The organism is Rhodoferax sp. EU05-FHT12H12 (assembly GCF_058791215.1).
In genome coordinates this window covers 270,252-286,812 of sequence record NZ_JBYTDI010000002.1, presented here as the reverse complement: position 1 = coordinate 286,812, position 16,561 = coordinate 270,252, and the positions used below count along the sequence as shown (strand labels likewise).

The window sequence follows — 16,561 nt, the reverse complement described above, 5'->3', positions numbered from 1 at the left end:
GTCCCTCATCCTGGGCGCAGGCTCTTCTTCCAATCCCCTGGTCTCCACCGGCGACACCGGCTCGGGCTCCATCACCGACTTCAACAATGCGCCACAACTGGATCTGGATGCCAACAACTCAAGTGGTGCGACAAACGCGAACTACACGACCACATTCACAGAGGATGGAGCGGCAGTTGCGATTGGTGATGTTGATGTACTGATCAGCGACTCCGATTCGAGCAACATCAGCAGCGCGACCATCACACTGACCAATGCGCAATCAGGAGATGTTCTTGCAGCAGGAACATTGCCAGCAGGCATCACAGCAAACATTGTGGGAAATGTCGTAACACTCACGGGTGCCAGCACCTTGAGTAACTACCAAGCTGCCATCGGGGCCATAACATTCAACAATACTTCGGAGAATCCAAGTACCGTCGCACGCACCATCACCGTGGTTGTTTCCGATGGGGCACTCAACTCCAACACAGCGACCACCACAATCAACGTCACCGCCGTGAATGACCCTCCCGTCGCACGTGACGACACAAATGCAGTCAACGAGGATGGGACCACGACACTAACCGTGTCAGCAGCCAACGGCGTGATTCTTAGCGGTGGAAATGCAGCAACGCGCGACACAGATGCAGAGGACAATGCGCTGAATGTGACGGCGATTCGCACAGGCACAGAAGCAGGAACAGGCGCATCAGGCACGCTAGGAACCGGCTTGGTGGGCACTTACGGAACACTGACCCTGAACGCAAACGGCAGTTACACCTATGTATTGAATAACTCCAGTTCCATCGTGCAAAACTTGACGGCCGGACAGGTCGTTCAAGACGTATTCACGTACACCATTAGCGATGGCAACGGAGGGACTGACCAAGCTGCGTTGACCATCAATGTAACGGGCTCTCAGGATCTGACGGCCCCGGCCCCCATCATTACGCCATTAACAGGTGCGGCAACGGGCTTGAACGGTGAGTATTACGGCTACAACGGAACAGCGGGTGCCGCCACGCGTCAGCACAGCGACGACGGCACAGCGACATTTGGTGTGCACAGCGAGGCAGGCAACCTGAACTCCGTCGAAGATCTGTACCAGATCATCAACGGACGAAATGTAGCCGGTGGGGGCAGCAATATTGTGGGGACAGCAACGACTGCAACCAACAATGTGGCCGACGTTTCCTTCAAGGCACGCAGTATCGACTACGGATTCAATCCGACTGTCAACTCATCGCTAGGATCGAACCAGACCGTTGCTGCAGGTAGTGCACTGTTAGCGAAAGACAACAACCCAGACTCTGCCGCCCGCGCACTGAGTAACTTTTTGGATCAAGACTTGGGGACAGGTCTGGTGCAAACAGGCGCATCCAACTCCAACGGCACATCAGGTCTGGGGCAGACCACCGATGCGGCAATTCGTCTGTCTGGAAAAATTTACACCCAACCTGGCTCCTATGACTTCCGCGTCACGGCAGACGATGGTTTCCGCTTCCGGGTGGCGGGGCAGACGCTGTTGGAATATGACGGCAACCAAGGTCCGACCACGCGTATTTTTAACAATGTACAACTGGGCGACCTGCAAGGTGGGCTGCAAGACATCGAATTGCTGTATTGGGAACAAGGCGGTAACGCACGCCTGCGGATTGAGTACAAATCCAGCAGCTCTGGTACTTGGCAAGTCATGAGCTTGTCCAATATCGCGATGTTCACCAATGAAAGTGCCCCCACGATCGCCAACGCTGAGATTCAAGACTTGGTTTACGACGGTGGCACGGGGCAATGGCAATTGCGCACAGGCTCCCGCTTGGATGGCGACGCTAGCAGTAACACCATTACGGGAGGTGCTGGCCGCGACTACCTAACTGGCGGCGCGGGTAATGACACCCTCAACGGCGGGGCCGGAGCCGACACACTCGATGGCGGCACGGGCAATGACGCACTCAACGGCGGAGATGGCAATGACCTCTTGATTGGTGGCGCTGGTACCGACACCTTGGTCGGAGGACTTGGAGATGACTTTTACCGACTCTCTGACACATCGGACTCCATCGTAGAGGCCGCGAATGCGGGCTTCGACACTGTGCAACTGGACGCAACGTATGTAACGGGCAACACCGGTAGCACATACAACCTCAGCAGCAACCTGGAAAATTTGACCGCATTCAACGGCGCTGCCATTAACCTAACCGGCAATAGCAATGCCAACCGGATTGAAGGCAACTCCTCGGCCAACACCATTTCTAGCGGCGGAGGCAATGACTACATTCTTGGCGGTGGGGGGAACGATACGCTCACTGGCGGCTCCGGGTCCGACACCTTCGCCTGGAAGCTCGCAGACAGCGGTACGGCAGGCAACCCTGCGATCGATCGCATCACTGATTTCAACTATGGCAATGGCTACAGCAACATTGACAACGGCTCTGGCGTCGCAACCGGTGGGGGCGACGTTTTGGATCTGCGAGACCTTTTGCAAGGAGAGCGCACCACATCAAGCAACACGGGAAGTGGCGTAGGCGACGTGGTCATTGACAACCTGTTGAACTTTATCGACATCAATGTCTCCGGCGGCAACACCACCTTGCGCATCAGCAAGGATGGTGGGTTCAATGGCGGCACCTATGCGTCCGGGGCCGAAGACCAGCGCATCATTATTGAGGGCGTCAATCTATACACGGCGACAGGCGTTGCGGCGGGCAACGAAGCCTTGCTGCTTCAGACCTTGATCAAAAATGGCACCCTGGTGATTGACTAAGCTGTGCAGATGGCGGGATCAATGACCCGCCATCTCGTGCACACCGGGCCCTGTTGCCCCATCAAACCCCAAGCCCAGCAGCACAGACAACTCTGTGCTGGTGGCGACACCCTCTGCCAACACCTGCAAGCCAATATTGTGGGCAATGCTGCACAGCCCCTTGAGAAACGCCGCATTCCCTGCATTGGCGTCTACGCCGCGCACAAAACTGGCGTCGACTTTGAGGTAATCCAGGCCCAGCTCGTGCAACAGGCCGATCTGGCTGAAATGGTGGCCATAGTGTTCCAAACCAGTACGGCACCCTCTGCCCTTCAACTCTGTACAAAGCGCTTTGAACGCAGACAAGTGCTGCAAAGCCCCCGCTTCTGAAACCTCCAGCCATAGACGCCCCGCAACATCTTTGTGCGCGTCAACAAGCGCCAGCAATCGCGACCCAAAGTGCAAATCCTGCAAAGAACTGGCAGACAGGTTGATGGCCAAGCCCCCCAATGATGGTTGGGCACGAAGCTCTTTCAAGCCCAACTCAACCGCTGCCAAATCCAAGGCAGGCGTCAGTTTCAATCGTTCCGCAACCGGCAAAAACCGACCGGCAGGAAGCCACTCCCCTTTCTCGTCGAACATCAACCGCAAAGGGCACTCGCGGTGCGACAAACTACCCTCGGCGTTGACAACAGGGAACGAGATCAGTCGCACCCAACCATGCTCCAGAGCACGCAGAATCATCACAGACCACTGCTCCGCCGTGCGCGGCATTTCGTCAGCTGCATCTTGCAAGGCCTCACGCACACCGTCGGCATGCTCAGCCTCCACCGTCGCCAAAGCCAAATCCACGCGTGCCAGCAGCCCGCCCATGTCCTCGCCGTGCAGAAACTGCCCAACGCCCAACCAAGCACTGGCCTGACCATTCACAAAGGGGGCCGATGTCTGCACCAATTGCTGCAATAGGCGCTGTGCCACGGCCAGACTCGCCTGCTCCGCGGGCAATAACACCGCAAAATCCGCGCCGTTGAGTCTGGCCCCAACCCCATTGGGTGCACCGTCGGCACAGGCAGCAATCACGGCTCCGGCAGTCTTCAAAAAGTCGTCGGTAGCCCCGCGTCCCAGGCGACGGTTGATGTCTGCCAGATTGGCCAAACGCACCAACACCAATGCCCCTCCCACGGAGTCTTCGGCATCAATGCATTGACGCAAACGCGCGAGGAAATGCGAGCGATTGGCAAGGCCCGTCAGTGGGTCGAAATTGGCTTCTTGCCGCACCACCTCCAGGCGCGAGGCCTCCTCTTCGAACATGCTCTTGAGACGCCCCACCGTCGCATTCATGGCGATGGCCAGCTGCTTGAGTTCGGGAACCTGGGGCTCCTCCACTGTTACAAATCGACGCTGTGCAATGGCCTTGGCCTGATCAATCACCGTATCCAATGGCTTGCGAATGCGCCCCAACACCATGGAACCGAGCCACCCACCAACCGCGCCAGCCCCGGCCAATGCCAACACCATTTCGTAGGCACTTTTCCACAGCGCCCCGTAAGCGAACTGGCTATGGCTCACCAAAGTCACCGTGCCAAACTGCTTCCATCCACTGCTGATCTGCGCCTGCCCGGGAATGGCAGCGATCGGCAACACGCGGATAAACCATGTCGGTGCCCCCACATCTTTGGCATCGCTGATGCGTTCGGTGATCACCTTCCCAGCAGGGTCGTTGATGCGAATCAACTCATAGTGACCACTGTCAAACAAGGATGCCACCACCAAGTCCGCCATCACCGCATCCGGATTACCCTGACTCAGGGACAGGGCCAGGGCCGTCGCGTTGTCGGTGTTCTTGATAGACAACTGCGACTCCAGATAGCCGCGCGCGCTGAGCAGCGAGGCCAGCAAACTCCCACCCAAGGCCAGCAACATACTGGCCACGATGGCCAACCACAACTGACGGTACATCGACATAACTATCTCCTCTGGCCAACGACCTATTCAAAACCTTCTGCCTTCGCACGCCGCAACAAATCTTCCCAACGCGACAAACGCCCAGTACCACCAACCGCCGCAGACTCTCCGCCAGCAATGCCTGCAAACACACCGGCGCTGTTGAAACTGAAAACCGGTACCAGATCCGGTCTGCGCGAAGCGGGTCGGATATCGGGAATCAGGTTGTCCAGGATCAAGGGCTCTGCATCGGGCTGGGCGTAGTAGGCCAGCACCATGTGGGCCTGTGTCGGAGCCCCCTCCGCGCCACCGGTTTTGGCGCGCACATAAATCAGGCGCAGCTTGTCGGGCGCCACTCCGGTCTGCAACAGGCTGAAATACTTGGCAATCGAGAAATCCTCACAGTCCCCCGCACCTCGCCCAATCGACTCGATGGGCGTAGCCCAATAGTCGGGCTGGGACCACACCAGACTGTCCTCTGCAAACTGCAGCTGCTGGTTAAAAAAACTGTTCACCCGCTTGATCCGATCGAGATCAGAACTGGTCGTCCCGGCTTGCACCATGGCCCGCCAGGCATTGAACTTTGCGGTGGGCGAGCTGCCCCAACGCTGAGTCAGGCTGGAGAGCAGGCGGTCAAAGTCCGCAGCGCCATTGGCCGTCCCCACCATCCACACCAGCACCATGCCGCACACAGCGGCCAGCACCCCGCGCAACGAAGCGATGGAAGCAGTGCGTGGGTGTACGGCTCCAGTCATGGGCGACTGTGCTTCGCTGGAAAAAATCCGGATAACGTGACATTCATCGCATTTAGACCGGGTTCTCGCCGTGAAATGGAGACTACCATGTGTCCCAAAAAGGAGGGCCTCCACGATAATCCAGAGGCTAGCGCTTGACAAAAGATTAGCATAGCGCATCTGTCTCCACACAAGCATGGCACGCTTGGAACCCAAGAAGTTTCTACCCATGACCAGACTGACCACCATCAGCCAAGCCATTGCGCTTATTGCACTCACGTGGGGTGCCCAAGCCCAAACGGCAAACCCGGTGCCCTCACCGACCACGCTCAAAGACGCTGTGGAGCGCGCGATTCTGCAAAACCCCGAAGTGAAGTACCGTTTTCACAATTTCGAGGCCTCCCAGCAAGAGCGGAAGTCAGCAGAAGGCGCCTGGTTGCCCAGGATCGATCTGGAAGCGGGCACGTCGGCCAATGAAACCGTCAAACCATCATTGGCCGACGCCAAGTCTTACAGCGCCAACCGGGCCAGCATCCAGCTGCGCCAAACCCTGTTCGACGGCTTTGCCACCCTGAACGAAGTGCGTCGCCTGAGCCATGCCCAGCAAGCCAGCTACTACGAGCTGCAATCGGCCAGCAACCAGGTGGGACTGGAAACGGCCCGCGCCTACCTGGATGTCATTCGCTACCGCGAGCTGGTGGAGATGGCCGCAGACAACCTGCTCACCCACCGTGAGGTCTACGAACGTCTGAACCAGAAAGTGCAGGCTGGTGTCGGCCGACGCGTCGACCTCGAGCAAGCCTCAGGCCGCATGGCACTGGCCGAGTCCAACTGGATCACCGAAGTCAGCAACCTGCATGACATCTCCGCCCGCTACCAGCGTCTGGTGGGAGACATTCCTGCCACCAGCCTCAATCCCCCCCAACCCCTGATCGGCGCCATGCCTCAGGGCATCGAATTTCTGCGCAATGCTGTTGCCCAGAATCCGGACTTCTTGGCGTCAGTCTCCACCCTGCGTGCCTTCCGCGCTGACATGAACCAGCGCAAGTCGCCGCTCTATCCCACCCTGGAATTCCGGGCTCGCCAGAGCTTCGAAACCAACCAAAGTGGCGTCAGTGGTGACTACCGGGACTCCGTACTGGAGCTGGTGCTCAGCTACAACCTGTTCCGTGGCGGCTCGGATCTCGCCAAGATCAAGCAATACGCCTCCAAACTCAATGTTGCCTTCGACCTGCGCGACAAGGCTTGCCGCGACACGTGGCAGACCGGACAGATTGCCTACAACGACTCCGTGCGCCTGGGTTCGCAAATCAAACTACTGCAACAGCACGAGTTGTCCACCGCCAAGGCCCGTGTGGCCTACCAGCAGCAGTTCGACATTGGCCAACGCTCGCTGCTGGACCTGCTCGACACCGAAAACGAGTATTACCAGGCACGCCGCGCACTGGCCAATGCCGAGTACGACCTGCAACTCTCCCACGCACGCGTGCTGGCGTCGTCAGGCTCGCTGCTGCAGGCTCTGCAATTGCGCCCGCTGTCGACCGACCTGCCCAGCACTGCTGGCGGCACCGAAGACCGGGATGACCTGATGGAATGCAGTAGCCACACCTTGCCCTCCATTGAAAAAACTCCGGTGCCCATGGCCAGCCCCAAGCCGGCGCCATTGGCACCGCTGCCCGCCCCCGTGGTGGTAGCGCCCGCCCCTGTTGTGCCCAAACCCGACCCCGTGGCCCAGGCCTGCACCCAGATTCCCTCAGCAGTCCAGACCTGGTTGGCTGCCTGGAACTCCAAAGACGCAAATACCTATTTGGGTCATTACGCCGATCACTTTGTCCCCGCCATGGGCCTGAGCCGCAACGCCTGGGAAAACCTGCGCAAGAAGCGCATTGGCAAACAAGGCGACATTCAGGCCGCCATCAGCGACATCAAACCGCTGGCTTGCGACGCCCAAAATGCCGAAGTGTCATTCAAACAGGAATACGGCTCGGTGGACTACCGCGACAGTGTGGAAAAAACCTTGTCCCTCACCCGTGTGGGGGACAGCTGGAAGATCGTGCGCGAAACTGTTACCAAAGGGCGTACCTTCTAAACCCGCGTGCCCCATGAAAAAAGCGACCCGAGGGTCGCTTTTTCTTTGTTTCGCGCAAGCCTTAGAACGGAATGTCGTCGTCCATATCGTCAAAGCCGCTGGCGGGACGTGGTGCTGGGGCTTGACGGGGCGCCGGTGCGGGTGCGGCGGCGCGGGGCGGTGGCGCAGGGCGGCGCGGGGCTTGCTGGTAGCCACCACCCTCATCACCATCCCCACCGGGACCACCCATGCCTTCACGCCCACCCAACAATTGCAGTTCGGTGGCAACAATGTCTACGGTGTTCTTTTCCACCCCGGACTGGTCGGTGTACTTGCCGTACTTCAGGCGGCCTTCCACGTAGATGGGGCGGCCTTTTTTCACATATTCGCCAGCGATCTCGGCCAGACGGTCATAAAAGGTCACGCGGTGCCACTGGGTGTCTTCGATGGATTCGCCGGTGTTCTTGTCCTTGCGGCGGCTACTGGTCGCCACGCTCACATTGGCCACCGCCTGACCAGAGGGCAGATAGCGGATTTCGGGGTCGCGGCCGCAGTTGCCGACCAGGATGACTTTATTGACGGATGCCATGGTTTTCTCCAGATGAGGTTTTGCTTTTGATTATCCAGCGTTTACAGCGCCCCGGGGCGCCGGCGCCTGCATCGGCCAAGCCACCACCAGCCAAGCCAACATCGCCAGCGCACAGGCGCCAAACAGGGCCTGCGGCCCAGCAGACTGGACAAGCCAGCCCCCCACAGCGCCACCGGCAAAAAAGCCCAAAGACTGCAGCGTGTTGTACACGCCCAGCGCCGCACCTCGTGCTTGGGCAGGTGCCACACGCGAGGCCAAACTCGGTTGGCTGGCTTCCAGCACATTGAAGCCGCAGAAAAACACCAGCAACAGCAGCCCCAGCGTCCAGACGCCAGGCTGCGCACCACTGAGCACGAGCAGCGCCAGCTGGACGACCCCGATCAGGCCAATCGCCACCAGGAACACCGCGCGCAAATAGCCCCGTTTCTCCAGCGGGAACAAGACAGCCCCCATGACCACAAACGATGCCAGCACCGCAGGCAGGTACACCTGCCAGTGCAGGTCACGCACCAACCCGGCTTGCACCAGCATGGCCGGCAGCGCCACCCACATGGCCAATTGCACGGCATGCAGCACAAAAACCCCGAAGTTCAGGCGCAACAACGCGGGCTGGCGCAGCACGGCCAGCAGGCCCGCGCGGGCCTGGTCCACATGTTTTGCCGGCTCGGGCGGCACCCACCACAGCACCACGGCAATGCCTCCCCCAGCCAGGACCGCCGTCAGGGTAAACAGGCCGTGCAAGCCCACATAGGCCGCCAGCAGAGGCGAGAGCACCAGAGAGACGGCAAACACCAGGCCAATACTGGCCCCCACCAGCGCCATGGCCTTGGTCCGCACCACATCACGGGTCTGGTCGGCCAAAAGGGCGGTGACGGCCGCCGAAATGGCCCCGGCGCCTTGCAAGGCACGCCCGGCCACCAGCCAATGCAGCGTCGGCGCCCAGGCGGCAATGGCGCTGCCCGCCGCAAAAATGGCCAACCCCACCACCATCACCGGCTTGCGCCCAAAGCGGTCGGACGCGATACCGAAGGGAATCTGCAGCAGGCCCTGGGTCAGGCCGTAAATGCCCATGGCCATACCCACCAGCGCCGTGTCCTCGCCGCCGGGGTATTTGCGCGCTTCCAGGGCAAACACGGGCAGCACCAAAAACAGTCCCAGCATGCGCAGGGCAAAAATCAGTGCCAGCGAGGCACTGGAGCGCCGCTCCAGCGGCGTCATGGTGGTATCGGGAACGGGAACAGGGCGGGCGGACACGGCAGTCACTCTCAGGCAGTAAAGGCGGCAGAAACCAAGGGGGTGACACCGCAACCCGACATTGTCTATCATGGCGGGTTACTCTTTTGGCGGCCACGAACTTGAACTCTCCTACTGACGACGGCAAAACCCTGGTGCATCAGGAGGATGGCAAATACCTTGCCCGGGCCCTGCAGCAGCAAAACATCAGTGTGCGGGGCGCGCGCACGCACAACCTCAAGAACATCGACCTGGACATCCCACGCAACCAGCTCGTGGTGATCACCGGGTTGAGTGGGTCCGGCAAGTCCAGCCTGGCGTTTGACACGCTGTATGCCGAGGGCCAGCGCCGCTACGTGGAAAGCCTGAGCACCTACGCACGCCAGTTTTTGCAGCTCATGGACAAGCCCGATGTGGACATGATCGAGGGCCTGTCGCCGGCCATCTCCATCGAGCAGAAGGCCACCAGCCACAACCCGCGCTCCACCGTGGGCACGGTGACCGAGATCCACGACTACCTGCGTCTGCTGTTTGCCCGCGCCGGCACGCCCTACTGCCCCGACCACCACCTGCCCCTGCAAAGCCAGACTGTGAGCCAGATGGTGGACGCCGTGCTGGCCCTGCCGGAAGACACCCGCCTGATGATCCTGGCGCCGCTGGCGCGCGAGAAGAAAGGCGAGTTTCTGGACGTGTTTGCCGACATGCAGGCGCAGGGCTATGTGCGCTTTCGCATCAACGGCGAGGCCTATGAGGCCGACAACCTGCCCAAGCTCAAGAAGACCGAAAAGCACGACATCGACGTGGTGGTGGACCGCATCAAGGTGCGCGCCGACCTGAAGCAACGCCTGGCCGAAAGCTTTGAAGCCGCGCTGCGCCTGGCCAATGGCCGGGCCATTGCGCTGGAGATGGAGTCCTCCAAGGACTCCGAAATTGATAGCACCTCACGCAATGGGGACGGGGGCCAGAGGCCTAAAGAGCACTTATTCAACGCCAAGTTTGCCTGCCCGGTCTGCAGCTACTCCATCAGCGAGCTGGAGCCGCGGCTGTTCTCCTTCAACTCGCCCGTGGGCGCCTGCCCCACCTGCGACGGCCTCGGTAACCACGAGTTCTTCGACCCCACACGCGTGGTCGCTTTCCCCACGCTGAGCCTGGCCAGCGGCGCCATCAAGGGCTGGGATCGGCGCAACGGCTACTACTTCAGCATGCTGGAGAGCCTGGCCAAGCACTACGCGTTCGACATCGAGGCCGGCTTCGACAGCCTGCCCGAAGCCGTGCAACAGGCCATCCTGCACGGCTCGGGCGAAGAAGAGATCAAGTTCAGCTACATCCTGGACTCCGGTGCCCAGCAGGGCAAGAAGGTGAGCAAGAAACACCCCTTCGAGGGCATCATCCCCAATATGCAGCGGCGCTACCGCGAGACCGACTCGGCCCTGGTGCGCGAAGACCTGGGCCGCCTGCGCAGCACCCAGCCCTGCCCCGACTGCTTTGGCTCGCGCCTGCGCAAGGAAGCCCGCCACGTGAAGGTGGGCGAAGGCAGCCAGGCCCGCGCCATTTATGAGATCAGCCACGCCACGCTGCGTGAGAGTTTTGAATACTTCAACACCCTGCAGATGCCCGGTGCGCGTGGCGAGATTGCTTCCAAGGTGATCCGCGAAATCGGCCTGCGGCTGAAGTTCCTCAACGACGTGGGCCTGAATTACCTGAGCCTGGACCGCAGTGCCGAGACCCTGAGCGGCGGTGAAAGTCAGCGCATCCGCCTCGCATCACAAATTGGCTCCGGCCTAACCGGCGTGATGTACGTGCTGGACGAGCCCAGCATCGGTCTGCACCAGCGCGACAACGACCGCCTGATTGGCACGCTGCAGCACCTGCGTGACATTGGCAACAGCGTGCTGGTGGTGGAGCACGACGAAGACATGATGCGCGCCGCCGACCATGTGATCGACATGGGCCTGGGTGCCGGCGTGCACGGCGGGCGCGTGATTGCCCAAGGCACGTTTGACGAGGTGAAGGCGAACACCGAATCCCTGACCGGCCAGTACCTGGCCAAGACGCTGCAGATTGAAGTCCCCAAGCGCCGCACGCCTTGGCTGCCGGTGGTGGAAACCGCCAAGCCGGTGGCCAAAGGCGTGGGCAAAGCCGCACCCAGCAAGGCCGCGCTGGCCTGGGCCGAGCGCCAGGCGCACCACATCGCCACCCAGGGCGACCTGCAGGCCATCCGCATCACCGGGGCCAGCGGCCACAACCTCAAGGGCGTGGACGTGGACTTCCCCGTGGGCCTGCTCACCTGTGTGACCGGTGTATCCGGCTCGGGCAAGAGCACGCTGGTGAACGACACCCTGTACGCTGCCGTGGCGCGCCAGCTTTACCGTGCGCACGACGAACCCGCAGCGCACGAAAGCATCGACGGCATCCAGTACTTCGACAAGGTCATCAACGTCGACCAGTCGCCGATTGGCCGCACCCCGCGCTCCAACCCCGCCACCTACACCGGCCTGTTCACCCCGATCCGCGAGCTGATGGCCGAGGTGCCCACGGCGCGCGAACGCGGCTACGGGCCGGGACGTTTCAGCTTCAACGTGGCCGGTGGCCGCTGCGAGGCCTGCCAGGGCGACGGCATGGTGAAGGTGGAAATGCACTTTTTGCCCGATGTGTACGTGCCCTGCGACGTGTGTGCGGGCCAGCGCTACAACCGCGAAACACTGGAAGTGCTCTACAAGGGCAAAAACATCGCGCAGATTCTGGACATGACCGTGGAGGCCGCCTACGAGTTTCTACAGGCCGTGCCCACCATCGCGCGCAAGCTGCAAACCCTGCTGGACGTGGGCCTGTCCTACATCCGCCTGGGCCAGGCCGCCACCACGCTGAGTGGCGGCGAAGCGCAGCGCGTGAAGCTGGCGCTGGAGCTGAGCAAACGCGACACCGGCCGCACGCTCTACATCCTGGACGAACCCACCACCGGCCTGCACTTTGCCGACATTGCACTCTTGCTGAAAGTGCTGCACCAGCTGCGCGACGCCGGCAACACCATCGTCATCATCGAGCACAACCTGGACGTGATCAAAACTGCCGACTGGCTGATCGACATCGGCCCCGAGGGCGGCGCCGGTGGCGGCACGGTGGTAGGCGTGGGCACGCCGGAAGACATTGCAGCCAATCCCAACAGCCATACCGGGCGGTATTTGAAGCCCTTGCTCTGAATCGGGTGCCGGGGCATATTTACAAGCCAAATTGGCACCTAGCCACCGTGGAATATGCGCGAGCAGCTACTGATTTAGTAGCAAACCCATCCGCCGACTAAACCGCATCGCCAAACGCTGCCTGCTCCAGCACCGCGTGCTGGTGCTGCGAGAGCGGGGTGCGGGTACGGTGAAAATGCTTCATCATGAAAAATACGATGCCCCACCAAAAAACCTCGCCCGGCACTGACCCAGCGATGTTGACAGTGATCGCCGTCGCCTGGAATGCGCTGGTCTGGTGGCTGGTCATGCCCGAGCCTGGCATTGCGGAATGGTTCAAAGGCGTGGCGGTGCTCACGGGTGTGGGGCTTGCCGTAGGCACCCTATTGCTCTGGCTCAGCCGCCTGCGCGGCACTGGCGTCACGCTGCACCTCTCGCAGGACCCGGTGCCCCACGGTGTGCCCACGATGGCAACCTTCAACCTGCCCCGGCCTATGAAGGCGCAGGTCTGGACACTGCTGGTGACCATTGATTCGCCGAGCGAAGACATGAGCAGCTTTGGGAGCGTCTGGGAGCGCAAATTTATGGCCACCCCGGTCCCCACGCTGGTGGACGGCGAGCTCATGGTGCAGGCCGTCACGGCCGAATTCACCCTTCCCACCGATCTGCCGGGTTCAGAAGATGACTTTTTGTACGTTTCCCTGGTACTCCAGGGCGATGACGCGGCATGGCCTTTTCACATTGAGACCCAAGCCGAAACGTCCCGCGAAACTGGCTTGGACAGCGAAGACGACGCCGCGGAATCGCTACACCCAGATGCTGACGCCCCGTCGACTTCGGAACTGCCTGAGCCGGACTATGCGTCTAGGCTTCCGTCGCCAGCACGCGTCCGAAGTGGCCTTCGCTGGGTCCGGCGGGGCGCGCTCGCACTGTCGCTCGGTGTGGTGGGCTGGGTGGCGTGGGGCTTGCTGCTGCCGATGTGGTCCCCAGATGCGCCGCCCGAGGACTGGCCGGTCATGACCATGTCGGAGGACAGCGCACCTGCCGATGATGCGGCGGTAGCCGGGGTGGAGCGCGTGCGCGGTGTGGACGAAACCGATGCGTCCTGGCGCCTGAGCACCCGCGTGCGCACACCGGAGTTTGCGGTACTGCTAAGCAACTGGTTACTCGACGATGGCCACTTGCGCGCGCACCTGCAAGGTCAGGCACAAGTGACCCGCGGGGAGTTGCGCATGCGCGTTCAGCAGCTGGCGCTCGCGCCAGCGAGTGCTTGTAAACCGGCTGACAACTGCCGGGTGGAAAGCATTCGTCTGGTGCTGAGCCAGGCCGCCAGCGACGGCACCACCACCTTGGCGCAAAGCGAGCCGCTGCCCTGGGCGGTCGATCTGGCAAAAGACCCCGTGGCCCTGCGCAGCGATGGCACCCTTCAACTCACGCTGCCGCAGAGCCTGGCAGGCGACCAGGATGTGCGCTTGCAGTTGGTGGTGCAAACGGCGAACGCCGATGGGCACTCCCGCTTTCTGCTCTCGGATGACACGACGGTTGCGTCGAATGGCAACTACATGGGTTTGCAACTGGCGCTGCGAGCCGCCAGCCCCCAAGCCGGGAATCTGATGGACCCGTGCGACCGGGTCGGCTCCTTGGGTGAGGCCGTGCGCGCCCATTGCGGAGGCCAAGTCCAGTTCCGGCTCGACTCCAACGCCTTCTCAGGGCGCAAGGAACTCGACGCGGCCTTGATCGACGCCATCAAGCACTACAACAGCGCTGCTGTGGGCCCACTGCTCAAGGCGGGCGCGAGCCCCAATGCGGTCGACCCTGGACAAAAGAGCATCAGCGCGCTGCTCCTGGCAACCTTGGGCGATCAACAAGAGGTGCGGGCTGCACTGATCAAGGCCGGCGCCAAGGTCTAGCCAGACTGAGCGCCAAATGAGCCTCTAGCCCACGTCTTGCTTGCGCGAACAGCTATCAAAACAGTAGTGATTTATGCGCGCAGCTTGCGGTACAGCGTCTGCCGGCTGATGCCGAGCTGGCGGGCCGCCAGGGACACATTGCCACGCGCGGCCTCCAGCGCCTGCTGGATGGCGGCGTGGCCCAGGGCCTGCAGGCTTTGCGGGGCCAGCGCAACAGCGGGCTCCAGGGGCGCCGTCTTCACGGCAGCCCCCACCTGCAGCGCTTCTACCAAGTCGTCCGGCATATGCACCCAGTCCAAGGTGTCTTCCCCATCCAGCAGCATGGCGCAAGCCGTGCGCAGCACGCTGGCGTACTGGCGCAGGTTGCCGGGCCACGCAAAGGCGCTCAAGCGGGCCAGCAGTTCGGGGGCCAGCTGCACTTCGCGCTCAGGGCTCAGGTCGGCCAGCAGGCGCTCGGTCAGTGCACCAAAGTCGCTGCGCTCGCGCAGCGCCGGCAGCAGCACGGTGAGGCCGTTGATGCGGTAGTACAAATCTTGGCGGAATGTGCCGCGCTCTGCGGCCTCGGCCAGCTTGCTGTGCGTGGCGCACACCAGCGCGAAGTCCACCGGTACCGCCTTGCCCGCGCCCACCGGCGTGACCGTGCGCTCCTGCAGCACACGCAGCAAACGGGTCTGCATGGCCAGCGGCATGTCGCCAATTTCGTCCAGGAACAGCGTGCCGCCCTCGGCCTCGCGCAGGCGGCCCAGGCTGCCCTCTTTGCGTGCGCCGGTGAAGGCACCCGCCACATAGCCAAACAGCTCGGACTCGATCAGGCTCTCGGGAATGGCGCCACAGTTGATGGCCACAAAAGGCGCACCACGGCGCGGGCCGCTGGCGTGCAGGGCGCGTGCAAACAGCTCCTTGCCCACGCCTGACTCGCCCTGGATGAGCACGGGAATCGGTTTGGCCACCACGCGGCGCGCCTTGTCGGCGGCGCTGCGCCAGCGTGCGTCGCCCGTATCCAGCTCGGCCAGCGCATCACGCGCGCTGGCAGAGGCCGGGGCCGAAGAGGACAGGCCGGTCACCGGCAACGCCGAGGCATCCACCTGCACCTGCGCAAACAACACGGCGCCGTTGTGCAGGCGCAGCTGCTGCACCTGCTGGGGGCGGCGCTTGTGGCGCGAGAGCAGGTCGTCCAGCCGCACATCGAGCACACGCTCCAGCGGAGTGGCGCCAATGTCGCCCGTATTCAGCCGCAGCAGCGCCAGTCCCACACGGTTGGCGCCCACCACCCAGCCGTCGTCCGACAGCGCGACGATGCCTTCGGCCACGCTGCCAATGCCCTCGGGCTGGGCGTGCAGGTGCAGGCGGATGTTGCGCTTGCAGGTGGCCAGCATGAGCCGGTTCTCGATCATGCGGGCGGCGGTGCTGGCCAGGCCCAGCGTGTGGCCGTGGCCATGGCGGTGGTCACCCGAGATGTCGAGCACGCCCATGAGCTCGCCCGTGGCCGAGAGGATGGGTGAGGCCGCGCAGGTGAGAAAACCGTTGCGCTCCAGGAAGTGTTCCCCACCATGGATTTCGACCGCACTGCGCTCGGCCAGTGCGGTGCCAATGGCGTTGGTGCCGCGGTGCGCTTCGTGCCAGGAGGCACCGCTGGTCAGCGCCACACGCTCGGCCTTGCCTACAAAGCTGACGTCTCCCAGCGTGTGCATGAGCATGCCGTGCGGGTCGGCCAGCACCACCACGCTCTGGCTGTGGCGCACCTGCTCAAACACATATTCCATGACCGGGCGCGAGTGGGCCAGCAAGGCGTGGCTATTGGCCAGCGCCTGGCGCAGGCTGGTACTGCCCGCATGGTCGGTGGCGGCACGGCCGGCGGGTGCCAGGCCTGCGGCCAGGCTGCGGTGCCAGGAGCGGGCCAGGCGTTCGTCCAGCACGCCCACAGGGCACTGGCCGGTTTCCAGCAATTGTTGACGGGCCTGTCGCAAGGCCAGCACGGGGGAGGTTTGTCGCACGTTGTCTCCTGCGCGGGGTCGTGGTCGCCCCGCTTTGGCACAGTATGGGGGGCGGTGGTGTGCGAGGCAATGGCACACACCCGCGCAAACGTCCAACTGTTCCATTTTGTGACACCTGTCACTGTGGCGAATCGTGACAGCCCTGGCTTGCGGACAGCTTGCACGGAGTGCTGCGATGCAACAAA

Annotated in this window: 9 protein-coding genes; 4 read left to right on the top strand and 5 right to left on the bottom strand. The window is 62.1% G+C overall.

Annotated elements, in window-relative coordinates; translation table 11 throughout:
• A partial coding sequence (locus tag AC3WS7_RS06095; RefSeq protein ID WP_492655740.1) for a beta strand repeat-containing protein occupies positions 1 to 2,746 on the top strand: 2,746 nt, incomplete at its 5' end.
• An 18-nt stretch (positions 2,747 to 2,764) separates the two neighbouring features.
• Here AC3WS7_RS06095 and AC3WS7_RS06090 read toward each other — a convergent pair.
• Both AC3WS7_RS06090 and AC3WS7_RS06085 read right to left on the bottom strand, forming a co-directional pair.
• Positions 2,765 to 4,690: an EAL domain-containing protein gene (locus tag AC3WS7_RS06090; protein ID WP_492655739.1), complete on the bottom strand. Its 1,926-nt coding sequence runs from the start codon at positions 4,688 to 4,690 to the stop codon at positions 2,765 to 2,767.
• A gap of 23 nt (positions 4,691 to 4,713) precedes the next feature.
• The gene (locus AC3WS7_RS06085) at positions 4,714 to 5,424 is read right to left on the bottom strand and encodes a transglutaminase-like cysteine peptidase (RefSeq protein WP_492655738.1); all 711 of its coding nucleotides are present in this window, start codon (positions 5,422 to 5,424) and stop codon (positions 4,714 to 4,716) included.
• 208 nt (positions 5,425 to 5,632) lie between these two features.
• Between AC3WS7_RS06085 and AC3WS7_RS06080 the strand changes: the two genes are divergently transcribed.
• Entirely contained in the window at positions 5,633 to 7,492 is a 1,860-nt protein-coding gene (locus AC3WS7_RS06080; RefSeq protein WP_492655737.1) for a TolC family outer membrane protein, read from the top strand.
• 61 nt (positions 7,493 to 7,553) lie between these two features.
• Here AC3WS7_RS06080 and ssb read toward each other — a convergent pair whose 3' ends face one another.
• Both ssb and AC3WS7_RS06070 read right to left on the bottom strand, forming a co-directional pair.
• Positions 7,554 to 8,060: a single-stranded DNA-binding protein gene (gene ssb / locus AC3WS7_RS06075; RefSeq protein ID WP_094481526.1), complete on the bottom strand. Its 507-nt coding sequence runs from the start codon at positions 8,058 to 8,060 to the stop codon at positions 7,554 to 7,556.
• A 30-nt stretch (positions 8,061 to 8,090) separates the two neighbouring features.
• Positions 8,091 to 9,278, bottom strand: coding sequence for an MFS transporter (locus AC3WS7_RS06070; protein WP_296465303.1), 1,188 nt, complete (start codon positions 9,276 to 9,278; stop codon positions 8,091 to 8,093).
• 137 nt (positions 9,279 to 9,415) lie between these two features.
• Here AC3WS7_RS06070 and uvrA point away from each other — a divergent pair, with 137 nt between their 5' ends.
• Entirely contained in the window at positions 9,416 to 12,493 is a 3,078-nt protein-coding gene (uvrA, locus tag AC3WS7_RS06065) for an excinuclease ABC subunit UvrA (RefSeq protein WP_492655736.1), read from the top strand.
• Positions 12,494 to 12,729: 236 nt separating this feature from the next.
• Positions 12,730 to 14,382, top strand: coding sequence for a hypothetical protein (locus AC3WS7_RS06060; protein ID WP_492655735.1), 1,653 nt, complete (start codon positions 12,730 to 12,732; stop codon positions 14,380 to 14,382).
• 71 nt (positions 14,383 to 14,453) lie between these two features.
• Here AC3WS7_RS06060 and AC3WS7_RS06055 read toward each other — a convergent pair whose 3' ends face one another.
• A complete protein-coding gene (locus tag AC3WS7_RS06055; RefSeq protein ID WP_492655734.1) occupies positions 14,454 to 16,376 on the bottom strand; it encodes a sigma-54-dependent Fis family transcriptional regulator in 1,923 nt (640 codons plus the stop codon).
• Positions 16,377 to 16,561 lie beyond the last annotated feature (185 nt).

Coding starts and splice junctions, on each gene's coding strand:
- AC3WS7_RS06090 (WP_492655739.1), bottom strand. CDS start 4,690: ATGTCGATGTACCGTCAGTTGTGGTTGGCCATCGTGGCCAGTATGTTG.
- AC3WS7_RS06085 (WP_492655738.1), bottom strand. CDS start 5,424: ATGACTGGAGCCGTACACCCACGCACTGCTTCCATCGCTTCGTTGCGC.
- ssb (WP_094481526.1), bottom strand. CDS start 8,060: ATGGCATCCGTCAATAAAGTCATCCTGGTCGGCAACTGCGGCCGCGAC.
- AC3WS7_RS06070 (WP_296465303.1), bottom strand. CDS start 9,278: ATGACGCCGCTGGAGCGGCGCTCCAGTGCCTCGCTGGCACTGATTTTT.
- AC3WS7_RS06080 (WP_492655737.1), top strand. CDS start 5,633: ATGACCAGACTGACCACCATCAGCCAAGCCATTGCGCTTATTGCACTC.
- AC3WS7_RS06060 (WP_492655735.1), top strand. CDS start 12,730: ATGTTGACAGTGATCGCCGTCGCCTGGAATGCGCTGGTCTGGTGGCTG.